The organism is Caulobacter sp. CCNWLW153, from assembly GCF_036889365.1.
Lineage (GTDB): Bacteria > Pseudomonadota > Alphaproteobacteria > Caulobacterales > Caulobacteraceae > Caulobacter > Caulobacter radicis.
In genome coordinates, this window is sequence record NZ_JBAKFV010000017.1 from 40,671 (window position 1) to 63,080 (window position 22,410).

The following is a 22,410-nucleotide window of genomic DNA, read 5'->3' on the forward strand; positions in this document are numbered from 1 at the left end:
CGGTTGACGTCGTAACCCCTCACCCTCCCAGGCTTCGCCTGGGCCCCTCCCTCTCCCTCTGGGAGAGGGTTCAAAGAGGGGCGCCTACCCCCGATACACCATCGCCACGTCGCAGCGCTGGTAGGCCGCGCCGTACCTGGCCATGATCGCCTCGTCGTGGACGAAGCCCAGCTTCTCGTAGAGGTGCACGGCGGCCGCCGACTTCCTGTTGCTGAGCAGGTAGAGGGGCGCGGCGCCCATGGCCTTGGCGCGGGCGATGGTCGCGGCCAGCAGCTGCTCGCCGATCTTGGCCCCGCGCGACGATTTCAGCACGCCCATCTTGGTCAGCTCGATCGCGCCGCCGCCCGACGGCTTCAGCGCGCAGGTCCCGACCGGGCCGACGCCCTCGACCAGCGCGAACAGGATGGCGCCGCCGTGGTCGAGGATCGCCTGCCGCGGATGGTCCAGCACCTTCAGGTCGACAGGCTCGACCTCGTACATGTCCTCCAGCCACTCCATGTTGATGCTCTTGAAGGCCGGGGCCAGGGCGTCGCTGAACTCGACCACGGCGACGCCGGCCTCGATGTGACGGGCGGCGCGGACGTCCAGCGGCTCTTCGGCGAGCAGGGCCTCCAGCCTCGTCAGCTGGTCGAGGAACGACGGATCCAGCTGCGCCAGCACTTCCTCGACGGCGGCCTCGGCCCGGTTCCAGACCAGCATCTTGGCGCGGTCCAGGGCCTCGCGCCCGGCGGGGGTCAGGCGGATGGTCTTGTGGCGCTGGTCGCGGTGCTCGCGGTTGGTCTCCACGAGGCCGAGCTCGGTGAGGCGGGCCACGGCGCGGGTGACGGTGGGCTGGGCCACCTGCATGGCCTCGGTCAGGGCGCCGATCGTCTGGGGGCCGTCGCGGTCCAGCGTGCCCAGCACCGGCATGTGGCTGGGCTGCAGCGGCAGGTCGGCCTTTTCCACCAGCCGCGTCACCTGCGCCTGCATCCGCTCGGCCAGGCGCTTGAGGCGGCTGCCCAGGAACAGGGCGGCGCGATCGGAGACGATGTCGGTCATGGCGTCAGTCCATATACATAGCGTGCTATATGTATAGCTATGTGGTTTTCTGGGCGGTGGCAAGTACGGCAGCAAAACGCCCCTCCCGCCGATCTTCCCCGCGAAGGCGGGGATCCAAGCCGAGGTGGGGGAGGCCTGCGGCCGCGCCCAACTCTGTGAGTCGGCTTGGGCCCCCGCCTTCGCGGGGGAGGTCGGATGTAGGTAGACCAGTTGGAAAATTGGTATAGCAAAAAGAGAGAACCAATTTTTCCGATCCGCCCTAAATTTTGCTAGGACAAATGGTCTGCATCGATGTATGCCGTCTGGGCGTCAGTCGGAGCAGCGGCCAGAGAGCCGCGAGGGAGTGAAGCGTGGGAAACATTCGGCGACAGGTTGGGCGTCTGGCCCTGGTGCTGCTGGTCTCGGCGGCGCTGCCGGCCGGGGCCGCCTTCGCGCAGGCCGGACCCACTCAGGTCCAGGTCCAGGTCCAGGTCCAGCCCGGCCTCGCGCCCGTGCTGGTCGGCGGGGCGGATCTGGCCGCCATGCGCACCGAAGGCGCGCGCTATCCGATGTTCGCCGCCGAGTTGAAGCGGGTGCGCAAGGAGGTCGACGCGGCCATGAAGGCGGGCGTCGACGTGCCGGTTCCCAAGGATCCCGGCGGCGGCCGCACCCACGAGCAGCACAAGCGCAACTACATGGCCATCTACGGCGCGGGCATGCTGTACCGCGCCACGGGCGACAAGGCCTATGCCGACTACGCCCGGCGGATGCTGCTGGAATACGCCAGGCTCTATCCGACGCTCGGCCTGCACCCGGCCGCCAAGAACAATTCGGCCGGCAAGCTGTTCTGGCAGAGCCTGAACGACGCGGTCTGGGTGGTCTATTCGATCCAGGGCTATGACGCGATCCGCGACACCCTGAGCGAGGCCGACCGCAAGACCATCGACGACGGCGTCTTCCGGCCGATGGCCAAGTTCATCGCCGACGACCAGCCGCAGGTCTTCGACATCATCCACAACCACGCCACCTGGGCCTGCGCCGCCGTCGGCATGACCGGCTACGTGCTGCGCGATCCGGTGATGGTGGAAAAGGCCCTGAAGGGCACGGACCGCTCGGGCAAGGTCGGCTTCCTCAAGCAGATCGACCAGCTGTTCTCGCCCGACGGCTACTATGCCGAGGGGCCCTACTACCAGCGCTACGCCCTGCAGCCGTTCGTCGTCTTCGCCCATGCGATCGAGGAGAACGAGCCGGGCCGCAAGATCTTCCAGTACCGCGACGGCGTGCTGACCAAGGCGGTCAAGGCGGCCGTGCAGCTGACCTATGACGGCTACTTCTTCCCGTTCAACGACGCCCTGCTGGAAAAGAGCCTCAAGACCGACGAGCTCTACCAGTCGATCGCCATCGCCTATGGGGCCACCAAGGATCCGGCGCTGCTGTCGATCGCCCGCTGGCAGGACCGCACCACGCTTACGCCCGACGGCCTGGCCGTGGCGCGCGACCTGGCGGCCGGCAAGGAAAAGCCCTTCCCCTACGCCTCGATGCTGTTCCGCGACGGACCCGACGGCGACCAGGGCGCCATCGCCGTGATGCGCGCCGGTCCCGGCGACGACGACGAGGTGGTGGCGGTCAAGAACACCGCCCAGGGCATGGGCCACGGCCACTACGACAAGCTGAACTGGATCCTCTACGACGCCGGCCGGCCGATCGTCACCGACTACGGCGCGGCCCGCTTCCTCAACATCGAGGCCAAGGACGGCGGCCGCTACCTCAAGGAAAACGAGACCTGGGCCAAGCAGACCGTGGCCCACAACACCCTGGTGGTGAACGAGACCAGCCAGTTCGACGGCAAGGTCAAGGTGGCCAACACCATGGCGCCGAAGCAGATCTTCTTCTCGGCCGAGGGCGGCGCCAAGATCAGCACCGCCGAAATGGCGGGAGCCTGGCCAGGCGTCACCTTCCGCCGCTCGATCGTCCAGGTCGACGCCGGCAAGGGCCCGCCGCTGGTGCTCGACCTGCTGAGGGTCAAGGGCGACAAGCCGGCCCAGTACGACCTGCCGCTGCACTTCTCCGGCCACATCATCGACGCCGGCTTCCCGCTGCAGCAGAACCTCGCCGCCCGGCCGGTGCTGGGCAAGGACGACGGCTACCAGCACCTGTGGGTCGACGCGACCGGAACGCCGGACGCCGCCAACGCCCGCCTGACCTGGATCAATGGCGAGCGGTTCTACACCTGGCGCATGCTGCCGCCGGCCGGAACCCAGGTGATCATCGCCGAGAGCGGCGCCAACGACCCGAAGTTCAACCTGCGCCGCGAGCCGGCCCTGATCCAGCGGGTCAGGAGCGACGGCGACACCACCTTCGTCGGCGTGCTCGAGCCGCACGGCGCCTATGATCCCTCGGCCGAGACCACCGAGGGCAGCACCAGCCGCATCCAGGCCCTGCGCCACACCCGCACCGCCGACGCCGACGTCGTCACCATCGTGCTGGCCGGCGGCCGCTCGATCGTGCTGGCCATCGCCGACAGCGCCGAGCCGGGCCTGGCCCACAAGGCCAATGTCGACGGCGCGCCCTTCAGCTGGAAGGGGCACTTCGCCCGCTTCGACGGCCAGGACATCGGCCAATGAAGGGCGGCTTGCGCTGGCTGATCGTCAGCCTGGTGGGTCTGGCGACGGTCATCAACTACATCGACCGCAACGCTCTCGCCGTCATGTGGCCGGCGGTGTCGAAGGACATCGGCGCCGACAAGGCCGACTACGCCCTCCTGGTGACCATCTTCATGGTCGCCTACGCCTGCGGCCAGTCGCTGTTTGGCAAGGTGTTCGACGTCATCGGCACGCGGATGGGCTTCGCCGTGTCGATCCTGGTGTGGTCGGTGTCGATCGCCGCCCACAGCCTGGTGCGGTCGCTGGGCCTGCTGGCCCTGCTGCGCGTCACCCTGGGGATCAGCGAGGCCGGCAACTGGCCCGGCGCGGTCAAGGCCAACGCCCTGTGGTTTCCGCCCCGCGAGCGGGCCCTGGCGCAGGGCATCTTCAACTCCGGCGCGGCCATCGGGGCCATCGTCTCGGCGCCCCTGGTGGCCCTGCTGTTCGAGCTGGTCGGCTGGCGGGCGACCTTCCTGGTGGTGGGCGTGCTGGGCTTCCTGTGGCTGCTGCCCTGGCTGTTCGTCTACCGCGCCGACCCTGGCGCCCACCCGTGGCTCAGCGAGGCCGAGCGCGCCCACATCGCCGATCGCGGCGAGGCCGGTTCCAAGGCCGGCTGGTCGCCGAACCTCTCGCAACTGCTGAAGCAGAGGCAGAGCTGGGCGATCATCGTCTCGCGCTTCTTCCTCGACCCGGTCTGGTGGCTGTTCGTCTCGTGGCTGCCGATCTACCTGTCGGAGACCTTCGGCTTCGACGTGCGCCAGATCGGCCTGTTCGCCTGGGTCCCGTTCGTCGGCGCCATGCTGGGCAGCCTGGGCGGCGGCTGGCTTTCGGGGGCGCTGATCCGGCGCGGCTGGAAGACCCTGTCGGCCCGCCGCTTCGCCGTCACCCTGGGCGGGGCGATCATGCTGCCGGCCCTGCTTCTGACGGCCAAGGCCGCCACGCCGCTGGCCGCCGTGCTGCTGATCGCCGTGATCCTGTTCGGCTTCCAGGTGGCCATCAACAACATCCAGACCCTGCCCAGCGACTACTATGGCGGCGGCGCCGTCGGCACGATCGCGGGCGTCGGCGGTACGGCGGCCGTGGCCGGAACCCTGGTCACCACCTGGCTGGTGCCGGCCATGACCCAGCACGGCTACGCCCCGATCTTCGTCCTGGCGGCGGTCATCGTGCCGCTGGGCGTCATCTCTCTCTGGCTGCTGGGCGGGCGCGCATCGCCCGTGCCGGCGCCCTCATCAGACAGTCAGTAAAAGGGGACCCGCATGAGGTTCAACGGCAAGGTCGCGCTGGTCACCGGCGGCGGCCGCGACATCGGCCGCGAGGTTTCGCTGCGCCTGGCGGCCGAGGGCGCCACGGTCGTCGTCAACTATCGCGGCGACGAGGCCTCGGCGCAGGAGACCGCCGCGCGGATCGAGGCGGCCGGCGGCAAGGCGGTGCTGCACCGCGCCGACGTCACCGACGCGGACGAGGTCGCCGGCCTGGTGGCCGCCGCCTCGGCGATCACCGGCAGGATCGACATTCTCGTCAACCTCGCTGGCGGCATGGTGGCCCGCAAGACCCTGGCCGACATGGACGAGGCCTTCTTCGACCAAGTCATGACGCTGAACCTGAAGTCGGCCTTCCTGGTCACCAAGGCGGCCCTGCCGCACATCCCGGACGGCGCGGCCATCGTCAATATCGCCTCGCAGGCCGGCCGCGACGGCGGCGGTCCGGGCGCCAGCGTCTACGCCGCCTCCAAGGGCGCGCTGATGACCCTGACCCGCGGCTGGGCCAAGGAGCTGGGCCCGCGCGGCATTCGCGTCAACGCCCTGTGCCCGGGCCTGATCGGCACCAGCTTCCACGACATCTTCTCCAAGCCGGAAGGCCGCGCGGCCACGGCCGGAAACACCCCGCTGCGCCGCGAGGGCGCGCCGGAGGAGGTGGCCGCCGCGGTGGCCTTCCTGGCCTCGGACGACGCCTCGTTCCTGGCCGGCGTGAACCTCGACATCAACGGGGGGCTGGCCTTCTCGTAGGGCTGAACTCACCCGCGCGCGCGAGCCGCTTTTCCACCGATCGTCCCCGCGAAGGCGGGGATCCAAGCCGAGGCTGCGGGCGATCCACGACCGCGCCACCTCCCGGAAGTCAGCTTGGGTCCCCGCCTTCGCGGGGAAGATCGGATTGGGGGCGGCCGGCTCGTTCGGGAAACGAGATCTGGGAGGATCCGATGAACAACAAGACGACCGCTGTGCTCGCGACCCTGGCCCTGCTGGCTGCCGCGCCGGCCGCCCTGGCCCAGCCGCCCGGACCGGTGAAGGAACGCGAGCCGCGAACCGACGCTCCGCCGATCAAGCCCTACAAGGTGATCCTGGTCGGCGACTCCACCACTGCCGTCGGCAGCGGCTGGGGCTCGGCCTTCTGCGACTATCACGTCAAGTCGTCGGTGGCCTGCCTGAACCTCGGCCGGGGCGGGCGCTCGACCCGCAGCTACCGCGCCGAGGGCTCGTGGGACATCGCGCTCGGCGAGGCCAAGGCCCCCGGCTACGCGGCGACCTACGTGCTGATCCAGTTCGCCCACAACGACCAGTCTTCCAAGGGCGAGCGCTGGACCGACCTCGCCACCGAGTTCCCGGCCAACCTCAAGCGCTTCGTCGAGGACGTGCGGGCGGCCGGCGCCCAGCCGGTGCTGCTGACCCCGCTGACCCGCCGCGAGTTCGCCAAGGGCCAACTGAAGAACACCCTCGACGTCTGGTCCGACGAGGTGCGCAAGGTGGCGACGCAGACGCAGACGCCGCTGGTGGACCTCAACAAGTCCAGCGCCCGCATCGTCCAGAAGCTCGGCCCCGTCGACTCCATGAAGCTGGCCCAGGCCGAGCCGATCGAGAGCGAGGTCGAGGCCGCCAGGGCCGGCACGACCCTGCCGCCCCGCGCCGCCGAAGAGGCCCGCCAGCCCGACGTTCCCACCACCGAGACCGGCCCGCGCGGCCAGCAGGTGCGCAAGTTCGACTACACCCACGTCGGCGACACCGGCGCGCGGGTGTTCTCCAAGCTGGTCGCCGACGACCTGGCCGCGGCGGTTCCGGGGCTGCGCAGCCAGCTGGTGCCTTAGGTCCACGATCTCTGCCTTCCCGTCCTCTCCCCCCTCCCGTCATTCCCGCCCTTGTGGCGGGAACCCCTGGCTCCACTCGCAAGTGAAGTGCAAGCGGACCGCTGGCGGTCCGCCTCATTCGCCCTCGCAGCCGACAGAGGGTTTCCCGCCACAAGGGCGGGAATGACGGGAATTTTTTGAGGGATGACGAGTGTCGGGATCTCCCTTCTTCCCCACGCCCAAAGGGGGAAGCGCGCGGAGGCGGCCGCACGTCACGGCCCTGGCCGTGGCCGCCTCTGCGCAACCGGTCTAAATTGGTCTATTAACTGGTCCGGCAATTCCGCAAGATAATTGGCCTGATAAATCTCGCAATTGGTATAAGAATCCGCCTTGACGTGGCGCGGGCCAGGTCCCAGGGTCCCGGCATAAGAAAAGAACCAGGGGGAGGGAGCCGTTATGCGCCCGACGAACACCATTCGCGTCCGGTTGCGGACGATCCTGAGCTGCGGCGCGGCCGCCTCGATCGTCGCCATGGCCGCCGCAGCTTCGGCCCAGGAGGCTGCTCAAGCCCCGGCCGACCAGCCGATCACCGACAACGCGGTCGACGAGGTGGTGGTCAGCGCCATCCGCCAGACCATGCAGAACTCGATCGCCGTCAAGCGCGACACCACGGCCATCGTCGACGCCCTCTCGGCCAACGAGATCGGCGACCTGCCGGGCCAGTCGATCGGCGAAGCGATCATGACCATCACCGGCGCCACCGCCGACCGCGGCAACTATGGCCCGACGGAAGTGTCGCTGCGGGGCCTGGGCTCGTTCCTGTCGGCCACCACCTTCAACGGCCGCGAGGCCTCGAACGGCAGCGGCGACCGCGCCGTCAACTTCGGCCAGTTCCCGTCCGAGCTGTTCAACGGCATCAAGATCTACAAGTCCCAGCAGGCCGACCTGATCGAGGGCGGCGTCGCCGGCACCATCGAGATGGAGACCAAGAAGCCGCTCGACTACGGCAAGCGGCTGGCCCAGGTGGAGCTGAAGGGCAACTACAATCCCTACCAGAAGCGGATCACCGGCTCTGATCCCTGGGGCTGGCGCGGCACGGCCAGCTATGTCGACCAGTACGAGCTGGGCAAGCTGGGCGAGGTCGGGGTGTCGCTGGGCGTCCAGCGCAACCAGGTCGACGACCCGGCCGAAAGCTACGTCGCTTCCAACACCTGGCTAGCCTGCAACGCCAACGTCAACGCCACCGGCAACTGCACCGAGGTGACCCGCGCCCAGGCCGCGGCCGGCACGCCGTTCTACCTGGCGCCCAACTCGATCACCTTCCGCCAGCTGACCGCCAAGGAAAAGCGCGACGCGATCTTCGGCGCCCTCCAGTGGCAGCCGAACGACCGCTGGGACGTCAATCTCGACGTCGAATACTCCAAGCGGAACTACGAGGAAGACCGCCACGACCTGGGCTTCGCCGAGACCCGCTACGCCCTGCGCAACGTGCAGTACGACGACCAGCACCGGCTGCTCTACGCAACGGGGAACAGCACCCTGCAGTCGGTCTCGACCCTGTTCCAGCGGCAGGAGGAATACATCGGCGGCGGCGGCGACTTCGAGTTCCGGGCCACCGATCGCCTGACCCTGAACGCCGACATCTCCTACAGCCAGACGACGCGCACCGACCTGACGCGCTCGACCCGCCTGCGCACCGACCCGCTGGACATCTACGGCGCCCGCACGGCGATCAACAACCAGCGCATCCCGTTCACCTATGACGCCCGGAGCGGCTTCGCGCCGATCCTCACCGTCGACAGCCGCTTCAACCTGAACGACTGGTCGCTCTACAGCGACGACGCCCGCCTGACCCGCGAGGAGGAGCAGAAGAAGGACCGCATCTTCGCGACCCGCTTCGACGCCCATTACGATCTGGACGGCTTCATCAGCCGGATCGACGCCGGCGCCCGCTATTCGCGCCGCCGCTACACCACCTATGACGACCTGGTGACCATCGACCAGGCCAGCCTGGCGGTCGACCGGGCCGTCAACCTGGCCTGCCGCACCAACTTCCCGCAGTCGGACTATCTGGGCGACGCGCCCACCCACTCGGTGCGCAGCTGGGCGACCTTCGACACCCTCTGCCAGTTCCGCAACTATCTGGGCGCCGAGGATCCGGGCGGCAGCGGCGACACCCGCTCGGTGGCCAATGCCGACGTCGCCGAGACCGTCTGGTCGGGCTACGTCATGGCCTCCTACAAGGGCGAGGCGGCCGGCATGCCGGTGCGCGGCAACTTCGGCGTCCGCGTCGTCGACACCAGCGTAGTCTCCAAGGGCCTGCGGGCCGAGCTGGACGTGGTCAACAACAGCGACGGCTCGATCCGTCTGGTCGAGACCGGCGCCTTCGACGAGACCCGGATCAAGGCCTCGAGCTTCCGCGTGCTGCCCAGCGTCAACGCCAATTTCGACCTGACGTCCAAGACGGTGGGCCGCATCGCCCTCTATCGCGCCATGTCGCGCCCGGCCCCCAGCAGCCTGGCGGCGGGCCGCACCATCACCCTTCAGGACGGGACCGACTTCACCTCGATCCAGGACGCCATCGGCGAGATCGTCGCCAGCGGCAGCCCGCGCCTGAAGCCGATCATGTCGTGGAACGCCGACGTGGCGCTGGAATACTACGCCAACCGCGACACCATCCTGGCCACCACCCTCTACTACAAGCAGTTCACCGGCGGCTTCATCCCGGTGACCATCGACGAGGACTTCGTCATCGACGGCCAGACCGTCAGCGTCCCGGTCACCCAGACCCAGAACAGCGACGACAAGAGCCACGTCTACGGCGCGGAGTTCACGCTCTCCAACAAGTTCAGCTGGCTGCCCAAGCCGCTGGACGGGTTCGGCGGCAAGCTGAGCTACAACTACGCCGTCACCAACTTCAAGAACCACGACATCCGTCTGGGCGACGTCATCGACCCGGACACCGGGACGATCACCGACGGCATGATCCCGGCCGCGGGCCTGAACGGCTATTCCAAGCACGTGCTGTCGGCCCAGCTCTATTACGAGCACGGCCCGCTGAGCGTCCAGGGCATCTACCGCTACCGCTCGCGCTACTACCAGGACTTCGTCGGCGGCAACGCCCAGCTGCGCTACATCTCGGGCGGCGACGCCTTCGACTTCAACGTCCAGTACAAGCTGAACAAGAAGGTCGACATCCGCCTGCAGGGCCTGAACCTGTTCAACGAGGTCAAGATCGACTCGATGCCGGTGCCGGGCAGCACCCGCAACTACCAGTACTTCGGCCAGCAGTTCTTCATCTCGATCCGGGCGCGGCTGTAGTTGCAGGCTTGCCTTCATTCGTCATCCCGGTCGTAGCGAAGCGGAGAGCCAGGACCCAGGGGCCGGAGCAGTGCGGTCGCCCCTGGGTCCCGGGTCTGCGGTCCGCTGCGCGCCCCTTCGCCCGGTAAGGCGATGGATTTAAGTGGTTGAAGAGGCTCGAAATCCGGGTGTCTGTAGTTGCGGGCGTGGACGCCGCCCCGGCGCCTACCAGTTTGCTATTCCAATTCCAGTCCGGTTCGGGCAAGGCTTGGGGTGCAACACCACCATAGAGGGGCGCCATGGCCGATCGCCGCCTGTTCGAGGAAATCGCCGACAAGATCGCGGACATGGTTCGCGCGGGCGAGTTTCCGCCGGGCTCGCGGCTGCCGGGCGAGCGCGAGATGTCCGAGCGGCTGGGGGTCAGCCGCGTCACCGTCCGCGAGGCCGAGATCGCCCTGCAGGCCCGGGGCACGTTGCGCATCCGCGCCGGCTCGGGCGTCTATGTCTGCGCCCCGGCCGGGGCCGACGCCGCCGGCGGCGAGGGCGCCCTGCCCACGGTCAGCGCCTTCGAACTGACCGAGGCCCGCTCGCTGTTCGAGAGCGAGGCCGCCGCCCTGGCCGCCCCGACCATCTCCGACGCCGACCTCGCCAAGCTCGACGACCTGCTGGCCCAGATGGTCGAGGCCGGCGACGACGACGCCCGCTCCACGGCCGTCGACCGCGAGTTCCACATGACCATCGCGGCCGCCTCGGGCAACCGGGTGATCATCCACACCATCAAGACCCTCTGGAAGTTCCGCATGGAGGATCCGGAGGTGCGCCGCACCCACCAGGCCATCTGCCACCACGACGGCGACGCCCGCCAGGCCGAGCACGTGGCCGTGGTCGAGGCCCTGCGCCGCCGCGACCCCAAGGCCGCCCGCCAGGCCATGCGCCTGCACTTCTCGCGCCTGCTGGAGTCGATGCTCGACGCCACCGAGCAGCAGGAGCGCCTGGAGCTGGAACGCAAGGCCGCCGAGAGCCGCCAGCGCTTCCTGATGACCGCGCGGATGGGGTAGGGGGCGGGCGCCAGGTCGCGCAAGAGCGGTCTATCTGACCGAGTTCACGTAATCCTCGGTGGCCTTCGCCGTCTTCGGATCGACGGCGTAGGCGTTGCGTCGGGCGGCGTCCTGAACCACGGGATCCAGCTTGGCGTATCGTCTGTAGTTCGCGAGCATCTCCTCGCCGATTTCGTAGCATATATGAATATAGGTTCGGCCGCCCTGGGTGAATATCTTGGCGTTGGCCAGTCCTATGCCGCAGTAGTTGAGCCTGACGACCGTTTTGTTCGGATCGCCGGAAAGCCAGGCCTCCAGTTGGGCGTAGGTCAGAAGGTAGGCGACGCCGGACGCCGACTGGTCCTGCGACGGAGCGATCAATCCCAGCAGCAGCCAGCCGCCTTCCGTTTCCGGCCTCGCATATTCGAACTGGGTCTGTCCCATTCTGGCGTTCAGCGCGGAATAGCTGGCAAATCGCGAGTAGTTTCCGCGGACGCTTTCAAAGCGCCCGGGTCGCGCAAGGGATTTTCGGACGTAGCTGCGCAGCGCGGCGTGTTTGTTGCGGCAACTCGTGACCTCGTTGGCCGACCAGCGGGCCGTGTATCGCGCGACGAGCCTTGCCGAGGCCGCCCGTTCACGGCTGGCCGTGGCCTTCCACACGGACTGGGGCGTGTATCCAACCGCGCTCTGCCTCGAAAGCCAGGTCGCCACGTCGTTTCCCCAGCCACCGCTGTCGGCGGCCTCGGCGTAGACCCCGTTGCCGGAGAACGTTCCGGCCTGGCCGACCAGTGCGCATTCCAGCTCCCGTTGGCGTCGCGCAACGCTCGTGGCCGTCTGGGCGTGGGTCTGGGCGGGGGCGTGTCCGAAGAACGTCTGCGTCGCAGCCACCTGCTCGGACATGGAGGCGACGCCCTCCGGCCTGAACTGGCGCATCGACATCAGAAGATTTACGGCGAAGCGATCGGCGAATTCTTCGGCGGGGACGCCCGGCATCGGTCCATGCTGCCGCCAGAATTCATGGCCGAGCTCGTGTCCGAGAACCAGGTTGAGCGCTTCCGACGCCGTTGTCTGGCTGAGCGGCGAGCGCATGTAGGCCTGAACGCCTCGCTGCCGATCCCGGGTGAAGGTGGAGTTCGAAGGCGTCAGCAGGTCCTGCGCCATGCTCTGGCCGTGCGGAGCAAGGCAGAGCGTGAGCAGCGCCGCCAGGCTGGCGGCGCGGCGCTTCGTCGACTTCATGCTCAGCATGGCAGGGGCACCTCCCATACTCCGCTTTCGTGCAGAGTGTATGATTTTTGAAAGCAAATCCTCGTGGAATTGACGGCTTCTATTTTGAAATCTCGGCCTCTCTGAACCAATATTCTGAATTGAGCCTTGGTCGATGAGAACTTCAGTGTTCGAGATCCCCCGGCATAGATGACCTTCGCCGTGGTTTCGGCTGAACGCCGCGTGACGATCACATAGGCCGTACGAGGCGACGCGAAGAGGTTCGAACCGTCCGGCTCCAGTTCTCGGAGGCGATTGAGGTTGGCTTCCGCGGGGCCAAGATAGCGCGCTTCCCCCGGCTCGGTCGCGAGGGCGGGCGACAGCATCAGGCACCAGATCAGGAGGGAGGCTCGGATCATGGGCGTTCGTCACCAGCTTCTGTGCTTCTCGGAAAGATAATGGAGACCGAGGCGGCGTATATCGCGAGTATGAATGAGAGTGTTACGAGGTAGAATTGAGCTACTGGATACAAATCCAGGAATGACTCCATGTTGAGAGCCGGTATTCCGTGGGATATGGATTGGGCTGTAAGCTCGAGATGGGTGGATCCCATGACGATGCTTGTCGACGAAAGGATAAATGCGATAACGATCGTCGGCCTGATCATGAATCTGGCGTCGATGACGGGCCTGGATAGGGCGCAGCCGCCGCAAATGCCGATCGTGAGTACGGCCCACTCGAAATAGTGCTGCGACAAGGCCAGGCGCATGTCGACGGCCGGCTGGATGAGTTCCTTGACGGAAGTCGCCGCGGGCGCCTCGTCGATGATCGCCGCCCCCTGCGTGAAGGGAATCTCCGTCAGCATGACGATCAGGGCCGCGCCCAGCGCCGCGGCCAGGACGGCGAGGCCGAAGAGAGACCAGGACTTCAGGCGCGACGGGACCGTCGCCTGTCCTGATCGTGGTGTTTGCGGCTCGGCGCCGGTCTCGAGGCCCGAAGGGCCGCCGATCGTTCCTGGGTGACCTGAAACGCCGTTTCGGGTGTCGGCGCGCCGGCTTGATTGCGCCTTGCCGGCAGCGACGATCGCCAGCGCGGTCAGGCCGACAAGCAGCCCGAAGATTGGTTTACGCAAGGGCGTTCCCCTCGGCCCGGCTCGTCAGCTCAAATATAGTCTCCGCAAAAATGCAGTTTTCAAGCCGGCATGATTGTGGAGAACATGATCGTTTTCACGATGTTTCTCCGTCAGCCGAATATAATATTGGGGCGGCTATGCGATCAGCATGCGCCAACGCCAATACAGTCGGCCTGGCGCGCCGCGTGAATTCGAGCCGGCCGCTCCCTGCCCTCTCAGCCGGCCATGGCCTCGCGCTTTTCCTCGAGCATCAGCCAGTCTTCCTCGGCCTGGGCGAGATCGGCGCGGGCCTTGTCGAGGGCCTTCATGATCTTGTCGAAGCCGGCCGGGTCGCGGGCGTAGAGGTTGGGGTCGTCCAGCTTCTTCTCCAGGTCGGCCAGGATCTTGGGCGAACCCGCGATCAGGGCCTCGCACTCCTCCAGGCGTCGCTGGTCCTTGTAGGACAGCTTGGTGGCCTTCTTGGGCGGGGCGGCGGCGGGCGTGACGACGGCCTTGTGCGAGCCGGTGCCGGTGGCGAAGTCGCCGGCCGCGCCGCGCGCGCCCTTGAAGAAGTTAGGGGACTGGTCGATCAGGTCGGTCCAGCCGCCGGGGGTCTCCAGCACGTCGCCATGGCCGTTCATGGCGATGGTCGAGGTGGCCAGGCGGTCGATGAAGTCGCGGTCGTGGCTGACCAGAATGAGGGTTCCCTCGAAATCAGCCAGCAGCTCTTCCAGCAGGTCCAGCGTGTCCATGTCGAGGTCGTTGGTCGGTTCGTCGAGCACCATCAGGTTCATCGGCGAGGCCAGCGCCCGGGCCAGCAGCAGGCGGTTGCGTTCGCCGCCCGACAGGCTGGTGACCGGCTGGCGCAGCTGGGCCTCGGTGAACAGGAACTCCTTGGCGTAGCCGGCCACGTGCTTGGACACGCCCCGCACCAGGATGGAGTCGCCGCCCGACGGGGTCAGGAAGTCCCAGACGGTGATCTTTTCCGACAGCGCCAGGCGGTTCTGGTCGACATAGGCGATCTCGAGATTGGTGCCCATCTGCACGGTCCCGGCGTCGGCCGCGATCTCGCCCAGCAGCATGCGCACCAGGGTGGTCTTGCCCGCGCCGTTGGGACCGACCAGGGCCACGCGGTCGCCGCGCAGGATGCGGGTCGAGAAGTTCTCGACGATGACCCGCTCGCCGAACTTCTTGGTCAGGCCCTTGGCCTCGACCACCCGCTTGCCCGACGTGCCCGAGCTTTCGACGGCCATCGACATCGAGCCGCGCTTGTCGGACTGGATGTCCTTCTTCTGGGCGCGCAGGTCCAGGAGAGCGCGGCGGCGGCCCTCGTTGCGGGCCCGGCGGCCCTGGACGCCGCGGGCCAGCCAGGCGTTCTCGACTTCCAGCTTCTTGTTGAGGCGGCGCTCTTCCTCGGCCTCGGCGGCCAGCACCTGCTCGCTCCAGGGCTCGAACTCGGCGAAGCCCTTGTCGAGGCGGCGCACCTTGCGGTGCTCCAGCCAGAAGGTGCGCTGGGTGACGCGGTTGAGGAAGGCGCGGTCGTGGCTGACGATCAGCGCCGCGCACTTGGAGTTGGCCAGCTCCTCTTCCAGCGTCTGGATGGCGAAGATGTCGAGGTGGTTGGTCGGCTCGTCCAGCAGCAGCACGTCGGGCTGCTCGGCGAAGGCCCGGGCCAGAGCGGCGCGGCGACGCTCGCCGCCCGACAGGCCTTGCGTGCTCTGGGCGAAGTCCAGGCCGAAGTCGGCCAGGGTGGCGTGGGCCTCGTAGTCCTGGGCGCCGCCGGCCGTGCAGTAGTCGAGCAGGGTCTCGCCGGTGATCTCCGGCTCCTGGCTGACGAACACCACCTTGGCGCCCGGCTGCACGGCGCGCTCGCCGCTGTCGGGCTCGGCGCCCTGGGCGGCCAGCACCTTGAGCAGGGTCGACTTGCCCGCGCCGTTGCGGCCGACGAGGCAGGCGCGCACGCGCGGCTCCAGGGCCAGGTCCACGCCGTCGAACAGCGGCTTGGCGCCGTCGGCGAGACGGACGTCCTTGAGGGCGAGAACGGGGGCGCGGGCGGGGGCGGCCATGAAGCGGTCTTTACGTCTGGTAGGGGGCGAGGCGAGGAGATGGGGCCTATAGCAGGGCGCGGGGAGGGGGAAGGCGGAAAGTTTGTGGGGAGAGCCCCCTCAGCCGGCTTTGCCGACAGCTCCCCCAGAGGGGGAGCATCTTGGCGTTCTAGATCCTCCCCCGCTGGGGGAGGTGGCCCGGAGGGCCGGAGGGGGGACGTTTTCAGCTTTCGAGGGGGTGGCAGGCTATCGAGCCACTTCCCCCTCCGTCGCTTCGCGACACCTCCCCCTTCAGGGGGAGGATCTTTGTCTCACGCCGCCCGCCTCATCTCCTCCTCCACGACCGCCGGGGCCGGCCGCCGCAGGACCCGCTCGCGCAGGCGCAGGAACGGGCGTTCGACCAGCAGCCACAGCAGGAGCGCGGCCGCGAAGTCGGCGGCGAGATAGAGGCCAAGGCCGGTCCAGCCGTGCAGCACCCCGTCGCCCAGCCGCTCGCGCAGCATGTGCTGCACCGGCTTGTGGACGAGGTAGAGGCTGTAGGCCAGCGTGGCGACCAGCGTCACCGGGGCCAGCGGCAGGCGCTGGAGGGCGGGCTCAAGGTCGAGCAGGGCGCACAGCAGCAGGGTCGTGGCCAGGCAGGCCAGCGGATAGACGACGACCGCGCCGGCCAGGTCCAGGCTGACCCCGTCGGCGTGGCGGATGCACAAGGCGACCGTGCCGGCGGCGGCCAGAAGGCCCAGCGGTCCGGTCAGCCAGGGCGGGGCGAAACGGGCGACGGCGGCGGGGCGGAACACCCGGGCGGCGGCCAGCAGCACCCCCATGGCCAGGCCGTCCAGGCGGGTCCAGGTGGGATAGTAGATGAGCCGCAGGAAGTCGGCGAGCCGCGTGGCCGGGTCGGCGGCGGGGCCGTGCCAGATCCCCCAGCGCAGGGCCATGCCGCCCAGGATCACGGCCGCGCCCAGCGCCATCGCCGGTCCCGCTCCGCGCGCCCGCGCCAGGACGAGGACCAGCGGGGGGAGAAGCCAGTAGAAATGCTCCTCCACGCACAGCGACCAGGCCGAGGTGAAGGCCCCGGTGACCCGGTAGTCGAGGCCGAAGTTCATGGTGAAGGTCAGGAACCGCCACAGCGGCTGGATCGCCTTGCCGTCCGAGAAGCCGGGCAGGGCGAAATAGAGCGCCAGCACCACCAGGAAGGCGGGCAGGATGCGAAAGGCGCGGCTGATCCAGAAGCGCTTGAACGCGACGCCGTTTCCCGCGGCGATCCCCTTCAGGAGCTGGGCGCCGATCAGGTAGCCGCTGAGCACGAAGAAGACGTCGACTCCCAGCCAGCCGAACGGCCGGATCGCCGCCAGGGTCTCGGGCCGGGCGGGCCCCGGCATGTGCCAGGCCATGACCAGCAGGATGGCGGCGGCGCGCAGCAGGTCGGGGCCGTAGGCGCGCCCGTGGACGGCCGGGCGCGAGGGTCCGAGGAGGGCGGTCATGAGGATCCTGGAGACCGCCGGGAAGGCGATTGCGGCGGCCGGTGAGGATGGTGACCGATCAACCTTGAGTCGTCACGGGGGATGGGGGGAGATTTCGGGAGATTTCGAGGGGGCGCGCCGGCCCCCTCAGTCGGCTTCGCCGACAGCTCCCGCCGCTTTAGATCCTCCCCCTCTGGGGGAGGTGGCCCGGAGGGCCGGAGGGGGGACGTTTTCAGCTTTCGCGGGGGGTGGCAGGCTATCGAGCTACTTCCCCCTCCGTCGCTTCGCGGCGCCTCCCCCTTCAGGGGGAGGGTCTTCAGGCCGCCGCCAGCCGCCACACCGAGAAATCCTTGAACCGCAACCGGCTCCACGTCGTGCGCAGGCCAAACCAGCCGGCGGTGTAGGCGTCGTGGTCGCGCAGTTCGAACAGCTTGCGGCCGTCGGCCCAGTATTGGACGAGGTCGCCATAGGCCACGAGCTGGACGTGGACCCAACGGTTGGGCTGGAGCAGGGCGCGGGCGTCCTTGAGGTCGTGCTGGGGCAGCATCGGGCGGTCGCCCGGACGGCCGACATAGCGGCGCAGGCGGGTGCTGGAATTGTAGTTGCCGCCCTGGCCCACATAGTAGGTCTTCAAGAGGTCGTAGCCGGCGAAGGCGCCGGTGCGGGGGCTGGCGAAAAGGTCGCCGGGGCTGCGAACGTCGGTGGCCATCCAGAAGGCGTTGAGGTCGCTGATCCGGTCGTTGCGGCCGCCTTCGTAGACGGCCAGGGCCTGGTATTCGATCAGCACGGGGCCTTGCAGGCGCGGCTTGAACCAGGCCGTCAGGCCGGCCGGGGCGTCCAGCTCGAGGACGCCGTTCCGGGCGGCGACCTTGGCCGGCTGCTCGGCCTCGATGGTCCAGTCGGCCAGGCCCTGGGTGAAATCATCCGTATAAAGACGATCGGCCTTGCGCCATGGCTCGGGAGCTTGCGCCCGGGCGGCGTTGGCCAGCGGCAGGGCGAGGGCGGACAGGGCGAGGGACCGGCGGGTGAGCATGGGGCAGGGGTAGCAGGGCTCGGGACTGCCGCGAAGCCCCTCTCCCCCTGTGGGAGAAGGGCTCTACGCAAACGCCCATCCGTCTTCGGGCGCGGGGGCCTTGGCCGGCTTGCGGCGGGCGGCGGGACCGCGTCGGGCGCGGCCGGCGGGGCGGACCGCCGCGCGGACCAGGCGGGCGGCGCCGGCGCGCAGGCCTTTCCAGGCCGGGACGAGGCGGGCCATCACCGTGGCGGCGACGCCGACCTCGATCCAGGCGGCGAGATCCAGGGCCAGGATCCAGGCCATTTCCGGCAGGATCACTTGGCCAGCCAAGGGAGCGATGGCCAGCAGCAGCATCAGGGCGACGGCGTTGCGCGGCGTCATGGCCGCCAGCCGCTCGGCGGGGACCTCGACCAGCCAGCGCCGCGCGGGGCCGTCGTGGCGGGCGGCGGCGAACAGGCACATCAGCAGGACGGTCAGGAGCATGGGTTTCCTCAAGGTGCAGCTTGAGGTGGTGGTTCGCTCGTAAAGGTCAAGCTCAGGAAATCCTCCCCCCGAAGGGGGAGGTGTCGCGGAGCGACGGAGGGGGATGTGGCTTCCGAGCCAGCGGCCGTCTCCGAGGCGGCGGGAACTTCCCCCTCCGGCCCTACGGGCCACCTCCCCCTTCAGGGGGAGGATCTTGAAGTCAGTCCTCGTCCGGCTCGTAGGGCCAGTCGCCCTTGTCGACCATCAGGTCGGTGGCCACGAAGTCCATGGCGTCTTCCGGATCGTCGAGGCTGGCTTCGCTGATGGTCTGGTCGCGGACCGAGACGCCGGCCTTGTGGGGGCTGTCGGGGTCGCCGGTGATCAGCGGGTGCCACTGGGGCAGGGTCTTGCCCTCGTGCAGGCGGCGATAGGCGCAGGAGGGGGGCATCCACTCCAGGTCCTCGATGTTGTGCGGCGTCAGCTTGATGCAGTCGGGCACCGTCTTGCGGCGATTGGCATAGTCGCTGCAGCGGCAAAGATGGGCGTCGAGCAGCTGGCAGTGCACGCGGGTGGGGATCACCTCGCCGGTGTCTTCGTCTTCGAAGCGAACCAGGCAGCAAAGGCCGCAGCCGTCGCATAGACTCTCCCACTCGGGGACGGTCATCTGGTGAAGGGATTTCGTCTCCCAGAAAGGTTTGCGCGGCATCATCCGCGCGTCCTAAACCCAAACGCCGATAAGACCAACCGGACGCAACACCGCACGTGAACGACTGGACGCTGCCGCCCTACAGGTTCGACGACCCGCCCGCGCGCCCGACGCCGCCGGCGGGCGGCGGTTTCGCGCCGGTTCCGCCGCCGCCTCCGCAGCCCCCGAAAGGCCCGCCGCAGCGTCCGCCTGAAGAGCCTTTCCGCGCCGACCTGAAGACGCCGCGCAAGCGGGGCGGCTGGGGCTGGGTGTGGCTGACCCTGCTGGTCGGCGTGATCCTGGGCTTCCTCGCCGTGGGCGGCGCGGGGGCCTATGTCTGGTTCAAGTATCTGAAGGACACGCCGGACCTGCCGTCGCGAGAGGCGCTGTTCGCCGTCAACCGCGCGCCGGGCGTGCGGTTCGAGGACCGCAGCGGCCAGGTGATCGCCACGCGCGGGCCGCGCTACGGCCAGCGGGTGACGGTCAAGACCGTGCCCGGCTATGTGCCGCTGGCCTTCCTGGCGGCCGAGGACAAGCGCTTCTACAAGCACGGCCCGATCGACCTCTACGGCATCGTCCGGGCGGCTTACGTCAACTGGCGCGCCGGCCGCACGGTGCAGGGCGCCTCGACCCTTTCCCAGCAGCTGGCCAAGGGCCTGTTCCTGACCCCCGACCGCACGGTCGAGCGCAAGCTTCAGGAAATGCTGATGGCCTGGCGCCTGGAGCAGGTGCTGACCAAGGACGAGGTGCTGGAGCTCTATCTCAACCGCGTGTTCTTCGGGGCCAACACCTATGGCGTCGACGGCGCGGCCCAGACCTATTTCGGCAAGCCCGCCAGCCGGCTGACCCTGTCGGAAGCCGCCCTGCTGGCGTCGCTGCCCAAGGCGCCGTCGCGCCTGGCCCTGACCCGCGACATGGAGGGGGCGCTGGCCCGCTCGCGCCTGGTGCTGGCGAACATGGAGAAGGAGGGCTGGATCACGGCGGCCGAGCACGCCGCGGCCCTGGACGACACGCCCAAGCTTTCACCCGACGCGGTCAGCGACGAGGGCGACTACGGCTGGGTGCTGGACTACGCCACCACCGAGGCGATCCGCATCGCCGGCCAGAACGCCCCTGATCTCGTCGTCCGCCTGACCATCGACACCCGCCTGCAGAAGGCCGGGGCCGACATCGTGCGCCAGGCCATCGCGCTGGGCGGCCAGCACGCCGGCGCCAGCCAGGCGGCGCTCTTGTCGCTGTCGGCCGACGGGGCGATCCGGGCGATGGTGGGCGGCACGGACTACATCGCCAGCCCCTTCAACCGCGCGGTGCAGGCCAGGCGCCAGCCGGGCTCGACCTTCAAGCCGTTCGTCTATGCCGCCGCCCTGGAGAAGGGCGTGCTGCCGACCGACATCCGCGTCGACGGGCCGGTGCAGTTCGGCGACTGGAAGCCCGAGAACTACGGCGGCGACTATCGCGGCCCGATGACGGTGGAGCAGGCCCTGGTCAATTCCACCAACACCATCGCCGTCAAGCTGGCCCAGGAAGCCGGCGGCGCGCAGGTGGGCAATCTGGCCCGGCGCTTCGGGATCACCAGCCTGCCCGACCGGCCCGACCTGTCGGTGGCGCTGGGGGCCTATGAGGTGAACCTGTTGCAGATGACCTCGGGCTTCCAGGTCTTCCAGCTGGGCGGCCAGCGGGTGGAGCCCTATGTCATCGAGAGCATCACCGCCCAGGACGGCCGGCCGATCTATGCCCGCGGGCCGATGGCCCCGGCGCAGGTCTATGACATCGCCAAGGCCAGCATGATGGTCAAGATGATGAAGAAGGTGGTCGACCAGGGCACGGCCAAGCGGGCGGCGTTCGGCTGGCCGGCGGCGGGCAAGACCGGCACCAGCCAGAACTGGCGCGACGCCTGGTTCGTGGGCTTCACCCCGGACTTCGCCACCGGCGTGTGGGTGGGCAACGACAACGACAAGCCGATGAACAAGGTGGTGGGCGGCGACATGCCGGCCAGCATCTGGCGCCGCTACATGCTGGCCGCGCACCAGAACCTGGCGATCCGGGATTTCCCGTGGCTGCTGCCCGATCCTTCGCCCCGCACCTCGCCCGATCCGCGCAACGGCTTCTACGAGACCCTGGCCTCGGAGTTCGCCCGTACGGCGTCTGAGCTGGAGAGCGAGGCGGCGCAGGACGCGCCGGTCGACGACGGGCGGGGGCCGGTCCCGGCGCCGGAGGAGCTGCCGTATTGATCGGGCGGGCGGCCGGTCTGGTGTTGGTTCTGGCCTGGGGCGGGGCGGCGATGGCCGAGCCGGCGCCGCGCGCCTGCTTCGCCGAATGGACGGTCAAGGGCTGGAACGGGCAGGCCTACGCGCACGCCTGGCCGGACGGGCGGTTGGAGAAGGCCGAGGTCGTCGTCGTCCCGCCGCAGGCTGCGCCGCGCGGCGCGCCGGCCACGCCCTGGGTGCGCTACCTGGCGACGGCGACCGCCCCTGACGGAACGCCCGGCGCCTGGGCGATCGAGGCGCGGATGGTCGCCTGGACCCGCGAGACCGGGCGCGGCTGGACCGTGGACCTGCTGGCCGACGGGGTTTTGATCGACGGCGGGCCCGTCGCATGGACGGCGGCGGCCCTTCCGCCCGGCATGGAGGCCCTGCCCGCGCCGCCGCAGAGCCAGGGCGTCCGCCGGATCGACGCGGCCGGCGTGCTGGCGGCGGTCGACCGGGCCGGGCGCCTGGAAGTGGTGATCCGCGCCAAGGGGCGCTCGCCGGTCGCCCTGGCCTTCGAAGGCCCCGGCCGGGCCAACGCCCAGGCCGTGGGCGAGGCGGCGATGGACCGTCTGCGCCGGGCCGCGGCCGGCGAGGCGCTGGAAGGCGCCGACTGCCGGGCGCTGCACCAGGGGCGCTAGGCGGTCGCGGACGCGCGGAAGGTCGCAATCAGGTCGGCTTCTCGCGGCGTGCCGGCGACGTGCAGCACCAGGGCGCGGGCCAGGTCGCACAGTGGATGGACGGCCGCGTGGGCGGCGAACCAGGCGACGTCGTCGAGGGTTTCGCCGTCGTGCCAGGTCGTCATGATCAACTGGTCGTCGTCGGGCAGATCGCCCGGAAAGGTGGCGATGAAGGCGTCGTCGATGGCGTCGTGCCAGGCCTCGCAACCGGCGCCCCAGGTCATGGCGTAGAGGCAGCCGCCGTCCACCAGCCAGGTTGAAACCCTTGCGCGCCAGGCCGGGTCGGCGGGCGCCTCGAGCACCAGCACGGTCTTGAAGGGGGCCGCGACCGGCAGCGCGGGCGGCGGCGCGCCGGGCGGCAGGTGAAGATAGGCGAGGGCGGTCATGGTCAGAGCCTAGCAGGCGGCGGCCCGGACGGGGATAGAGCAGCATCTATCCACGGCGAA

General features: G+C 69.0%; 18 protein-coding genes. 8 read left to right on the plus strand and 10 right to left on the minus strand.

Going from position 1 to position 22,410, the window contains the following annotated elements; all coding sequences use genetic code 11:
- Positions 1 to 84: 84 nt before the first annotated feature.
- On the minus strand, positions 85 to 1,038 hold the full coding sequence (locus V6S85_RS22320) for a bifunctional helix-turn-helix transcriptional regulator/GNAT family N-acetyltransferase (RefSeq protein ID WP_334350301.1): 954 nt from the start codon (positions 1,036 to 1,038) through the stop codon (positions 85 to 87).
- Between the two features lie 350 nt (positions 1,039 to 1,388).
- Between V6S85_RS22320 and V6S85_RS22325 the strand changes: the two genes are divergently transcribed.
- The 6 genes from V6S85_RS22325 (at position 1,389) to V6S85_RS22355 (ending at position 11,078) form a co-directional block, all read left to right on the plus strand.
- The gene (locus tag V6S85_RS22325; protein WP_334350302.1) at positions 1,389 to 3,641 is read left to right on the plus strand and encodes an alginate lyase family protein; all 2,253 of its coding nucleotides are present in this window, start codon (positions 1,389 to 1,391) and stop codon (positions 3,639 to 3,641) included.
- Positions 3,638 to 4,906: an MFS transporter gene (locus V6S85_RS22330; protein WP_334350303.1), complete on the plus strand. Its 1,269-nt coding sequence runs from the start codon at positions 3,638 to 3,640 to the stop codon at positions 4,904 to 4,906. Before V6S85_RS22325 ends, V6S85_RS22330 begins: the two co-directional genes overlap by 4 nt.
- Before the next feature lie 12 nt (positions 4,907 to 4,918).
- Positions 4,919 to 5,668, plus strand: coding sequence for an SDR family NAD(P)-dependent oxidoreductase (locus V6S85_RS22335; RefSeq protein ID WP_334350304.1), 750 nt, complete (start codon positions 4,919 to 4,921; stop codon positions 5,666 to 5,668).
- A gap of 191 nt (positions 5,669 to 5,859) precedes the next feature.
- On the plus strand, positions 5,860 to 6,741 hold the full coding sequence (locus V6S85_RS22340) for a rhamnogalacturonan acetylesterase (RefSeq protein ID WP_334350305.1): 882 nt from the start codon (positions 5,860 to 5,862) through the stop codon (positions 6,739 to 6,741).
- A 435-nt stretch (positions 6,742 to 7,176) separates the two neighbouring features.
- Positions 7,177 to 10,041, plus strand: a complete 2,865-nt coding sequence (locus tag V6S85_RS22345; protein WP_334350306.1) for a TonB-dependent receptor — start codon at positions 7,177 to 7,179, stop codon at positions 10,039 to 10,041.
- A 278-nt stretch (positions 10,042 to 10,319) separates the two neighbouring features.
- A complete protein-coding gene (locus V6S85_RS22355) occupies positions 10,320 to 11,078 on the plus strand; it encodes a FadR/GntR family transcriptional regulator (RefSeq protein WP_116568937.1) in 759 nt (252 codons plus the stop codon).
- Positions 11,079 to 11,108: 30 nt separating this feature from the next.
- Here V6S85_RS22355 and V6S85_RS22360 read toward each other — a convergent pair whose 3' ends face one another.
- The 8 genes from V6S85_RS22360 to V6S85_RS22395 all read right to left on the minus strand — a co-directional run bounded on the left by V6S85_RS22360 (position 11,109) and on the right by V6S85_RS22395 (position 19,062).
- A complete protein-coding gene (locus tag V6S85_RS22360) occupies positions 11,109 to 12,302 on the minus strand; it encodes an ImmA/IrrE family metallo-endopeptidase (RefSeq protein WP_334350307.1) in 1,194 nt (397 codons plus the stop codon).
- Positions 12,296 to 12,679: a hypothetical protein gene (locus V6S85_RS22365; protein WP_334350308.1), complete on the minus strand. Its 384-nt coding sequence runs from the start codon at positions 12,677 to 12,679 to the stop codon at positions 12,296 to 12,298. The genes V6S85_RS22360 and V6S85_RS22365 overlap by 7 nt, the downstream gene beginning before the upstream one ends.
- The gene (locus V6S85_RS22370; RefSeq protein WP_334350309.1) at positions 12,676 to 13,392 is read right to left on the minus strand and encodes a hypothetical protein; all 717 of its coding nucleotides are present in this window, start codon (positions 13,390 to 13,392) and stop codon (positions 12,676 to 12,678) included. Before V6S85_RS22370 ends, V6S85_RS22365 begins: the two co-directional genes overlap by 4 nt.
- A 215-nt stretch (positions 13,393 to 13,607) precedes the next feature.
- Positions 13,608 to 15,437, minus strand: a complete 1,830-nt coding sequence (locus tag V6S85_RS22375) for an ABC-F family ATP-binding cassette domain-containing protein (protein ID WP_116568940.1) — start codon at positions 15,435 to 15,437, stop codon at positions 13,608 to 13,610.
- A gap of 290 nt (positions 15,438 to 15,727) precedes the next feature.
- Positions 15,728 to 16,897 carry an acyltransferase family protein gene (locus tag V6S85_RS22380; protein WP_334350310.1) on the minus strand — a complete coding sequence of 390 codons (1,170 nt, stop codon included), beginning with the start codon at positions 16,895 to 16,897 and terminating at the stop codon, positions 15,728 to 15,730.
- Between the two features lie 295 nt (positions 16,898 to 17,192).
- On the minus strand, positions 17,193 to 17,909 hold the full coding sequence (locus V6S85_RS22385; protein ID WP_334350311.1) for a DUF6250 domain-containing protein: 717 nt from the start codon (positions 17,907 to 17,909) through the stop codon (positions 17,193 to 17,195).
- A gap of 63 nt (positions 17,910 to 17,972) precedes the next feature.
- Entirely contained in the window at positions 17,973 to 18,374 is a 402-nt protein-coding gene (locus V6S85_RS22390; protein WP_334350312.1) for a hypothetical protein, read from the minus strand.
- A gap of 199 nt (positions 18,375 to 18,573) precedes the next feature.
- Positions 18,574 to 19,062, minus strand: a complete 489-nt coding sequence (locus V6S85_RS22395; RefSeq protein WP_116487679.1) for a YcgN family cysteine cluster protein — start codon at positions 19,060 to 19,062, stop codon at positions 18,574 to 18,576.
- 53 nt (positions 19,063 to 19,115) lie between these two features.
- Between V6S85_RS22395 and pbpC the strand changes: the two genes are divergently transcribed.
- Entirely contained in the window at positions 19,116 to 21,269 is a 2,154-nt protein-coding gene (gene pbpC / locus V6S85_RS22400) for a multimodular transpeptidase-transglycosylase PbpC (RefSeq protein WP_334350313.1), read from the plus strand.
- Complete coding sequence (locus tag V6S85_RS22405) at positions 21,266 to 21,925, plus strand: hypothetical protein (protein ID WP_334350315.1); 660 nt, start codon at positions 21,266 to 21,268, stop codon at positions 21,923 to 21,925. The genes pbpC and V6S85_RS22405 overlap by 4 nt, the downstream gene beginning before the upstream one ends.
- Here V6S85_RS22405 and V6S85_RS22410 read toward each other — a convergent pair.
- A complete protein-coding gene (locus tag V6S85_RS22410) occupies positions 21,922 to 22,350 on the minus strand; it encodes a DUF7684 family protein (RefSeq protein WP_334350316.1) in 429 nt (142 codons plus the stop codon). The two genes, V6S85_RS22405 and V6S85_RS22410, sit on opposite strands and share 4 nt — an antisense overlap.
- Between the last annotated feature and the right edge of the window lie 60 nt (positions 22,351 to 22,410).

Excerpts from the sequence above, each read along its gene's own strand:
- V6S85_RS22365 (WP_334350308.1), bottom strand. The coding sequence starts at position 12,679 with ATGATCCGAGCCTCCCTCCTGATCTGGTGCCTGATGCTGTCGCCCGCC.
- V6S85_RS22410 (WP_334350316.1), bottom strand. The coding sequence starts at position 22,350 with ATGACCGCCCTCGCCTATCTTCACCTGCCGCCCGGCGCGCCGCCGCCC.
- V6S85_RS22345 (WP_334350306.1), top strand. The coding sequence starts at position 7,177 with ATGCGCCCGACGAACACCATTCGCGTCCGGTTGCGGACGATCCTGAGC.
- V6S85_RS22355 (WP_116568937.1), top strand. The coding sequence starts at position 10,320 with ATGGCCGATCGCCGCCTGTTCGAGGAAATCGCCGACAAGATCGCGGAC.
- V6S85_RS22390 (WP_334350312.1), bottom strand. The coding sequence starts at position 18,374 with ATGCTCCTGACCGTCCTGCTGATGTGCCTGTTCGCCGCCGCCCGCCAC.
- V6S85_RS22335 (WP_334350304.1), top strand. The coding sequence starts at position 4,919 with ATGAGGTTCAACGGCAAGGTCGCGCTGGTCACCGGCGGCGGCCGCGAC.
- V6S85_RS22320 (WP_334350301.1), bottom strand. The coding sequence starts at position 1,038 with ATGACCGACATCGTCTCCGATCGCGCCGCCCTGTTCCTGGGCAGCCGC.
- V6S85_RS22395 (WP_116487679.1), bottom strand. The coding sequence starts at position 19,062 with ATGATGCCGCGCAAACCTTTCTGGGAGACGAAATCCCTTCACCAGATG.
- V6S85_RS22360 (WP_334350307.1), bottom strand. The coding sequence starts at position 12,302 with ATGCTGAGCATGAAGTCGACGAAGCGCCGCGCCGCCAGCCTGGCGGCG.
- V6S85_RS22380 (WP_334350310.1), bottom strand. The coding sequence starts at position 16,897 with ATGACCGCCCTCCTCGGACCCTCGCGCCCGGCCGTCCACGGGCGCGCC.
- V6S85_RS22385 (WP_334350311.1), bottom strand. The coding sequence starts at position 17,909 with ATGCTCACCCGCCGGTCCCTCGCCCTGTCCGCCCTCGCCCTGCCGCTG.
- V6S85_RS22330 (WP_334350303.1), top strand. The coding sequence starts at position 3,638 with ATGAAGGGCGGCTTGCGCTGGCTGATCGTCAGCCTGGTGGGTCTGGCG.
- V6S85_RS22340 (WP_334350305.1), top strand. The coding sequence starts at position 5,860 with ATGAACAACAAGACGACCGCTGTGCTCGCGACCCTGGCCCTGCTGGCT.
- V6S85_RS22375 (WP_116568940.1), bottom strand. The coding sequence starts at position 15,437 with ATGGCCGCCCCCGCCCGCGCCCCCGTTCTCGCCCTCAAGGACGTCCGT.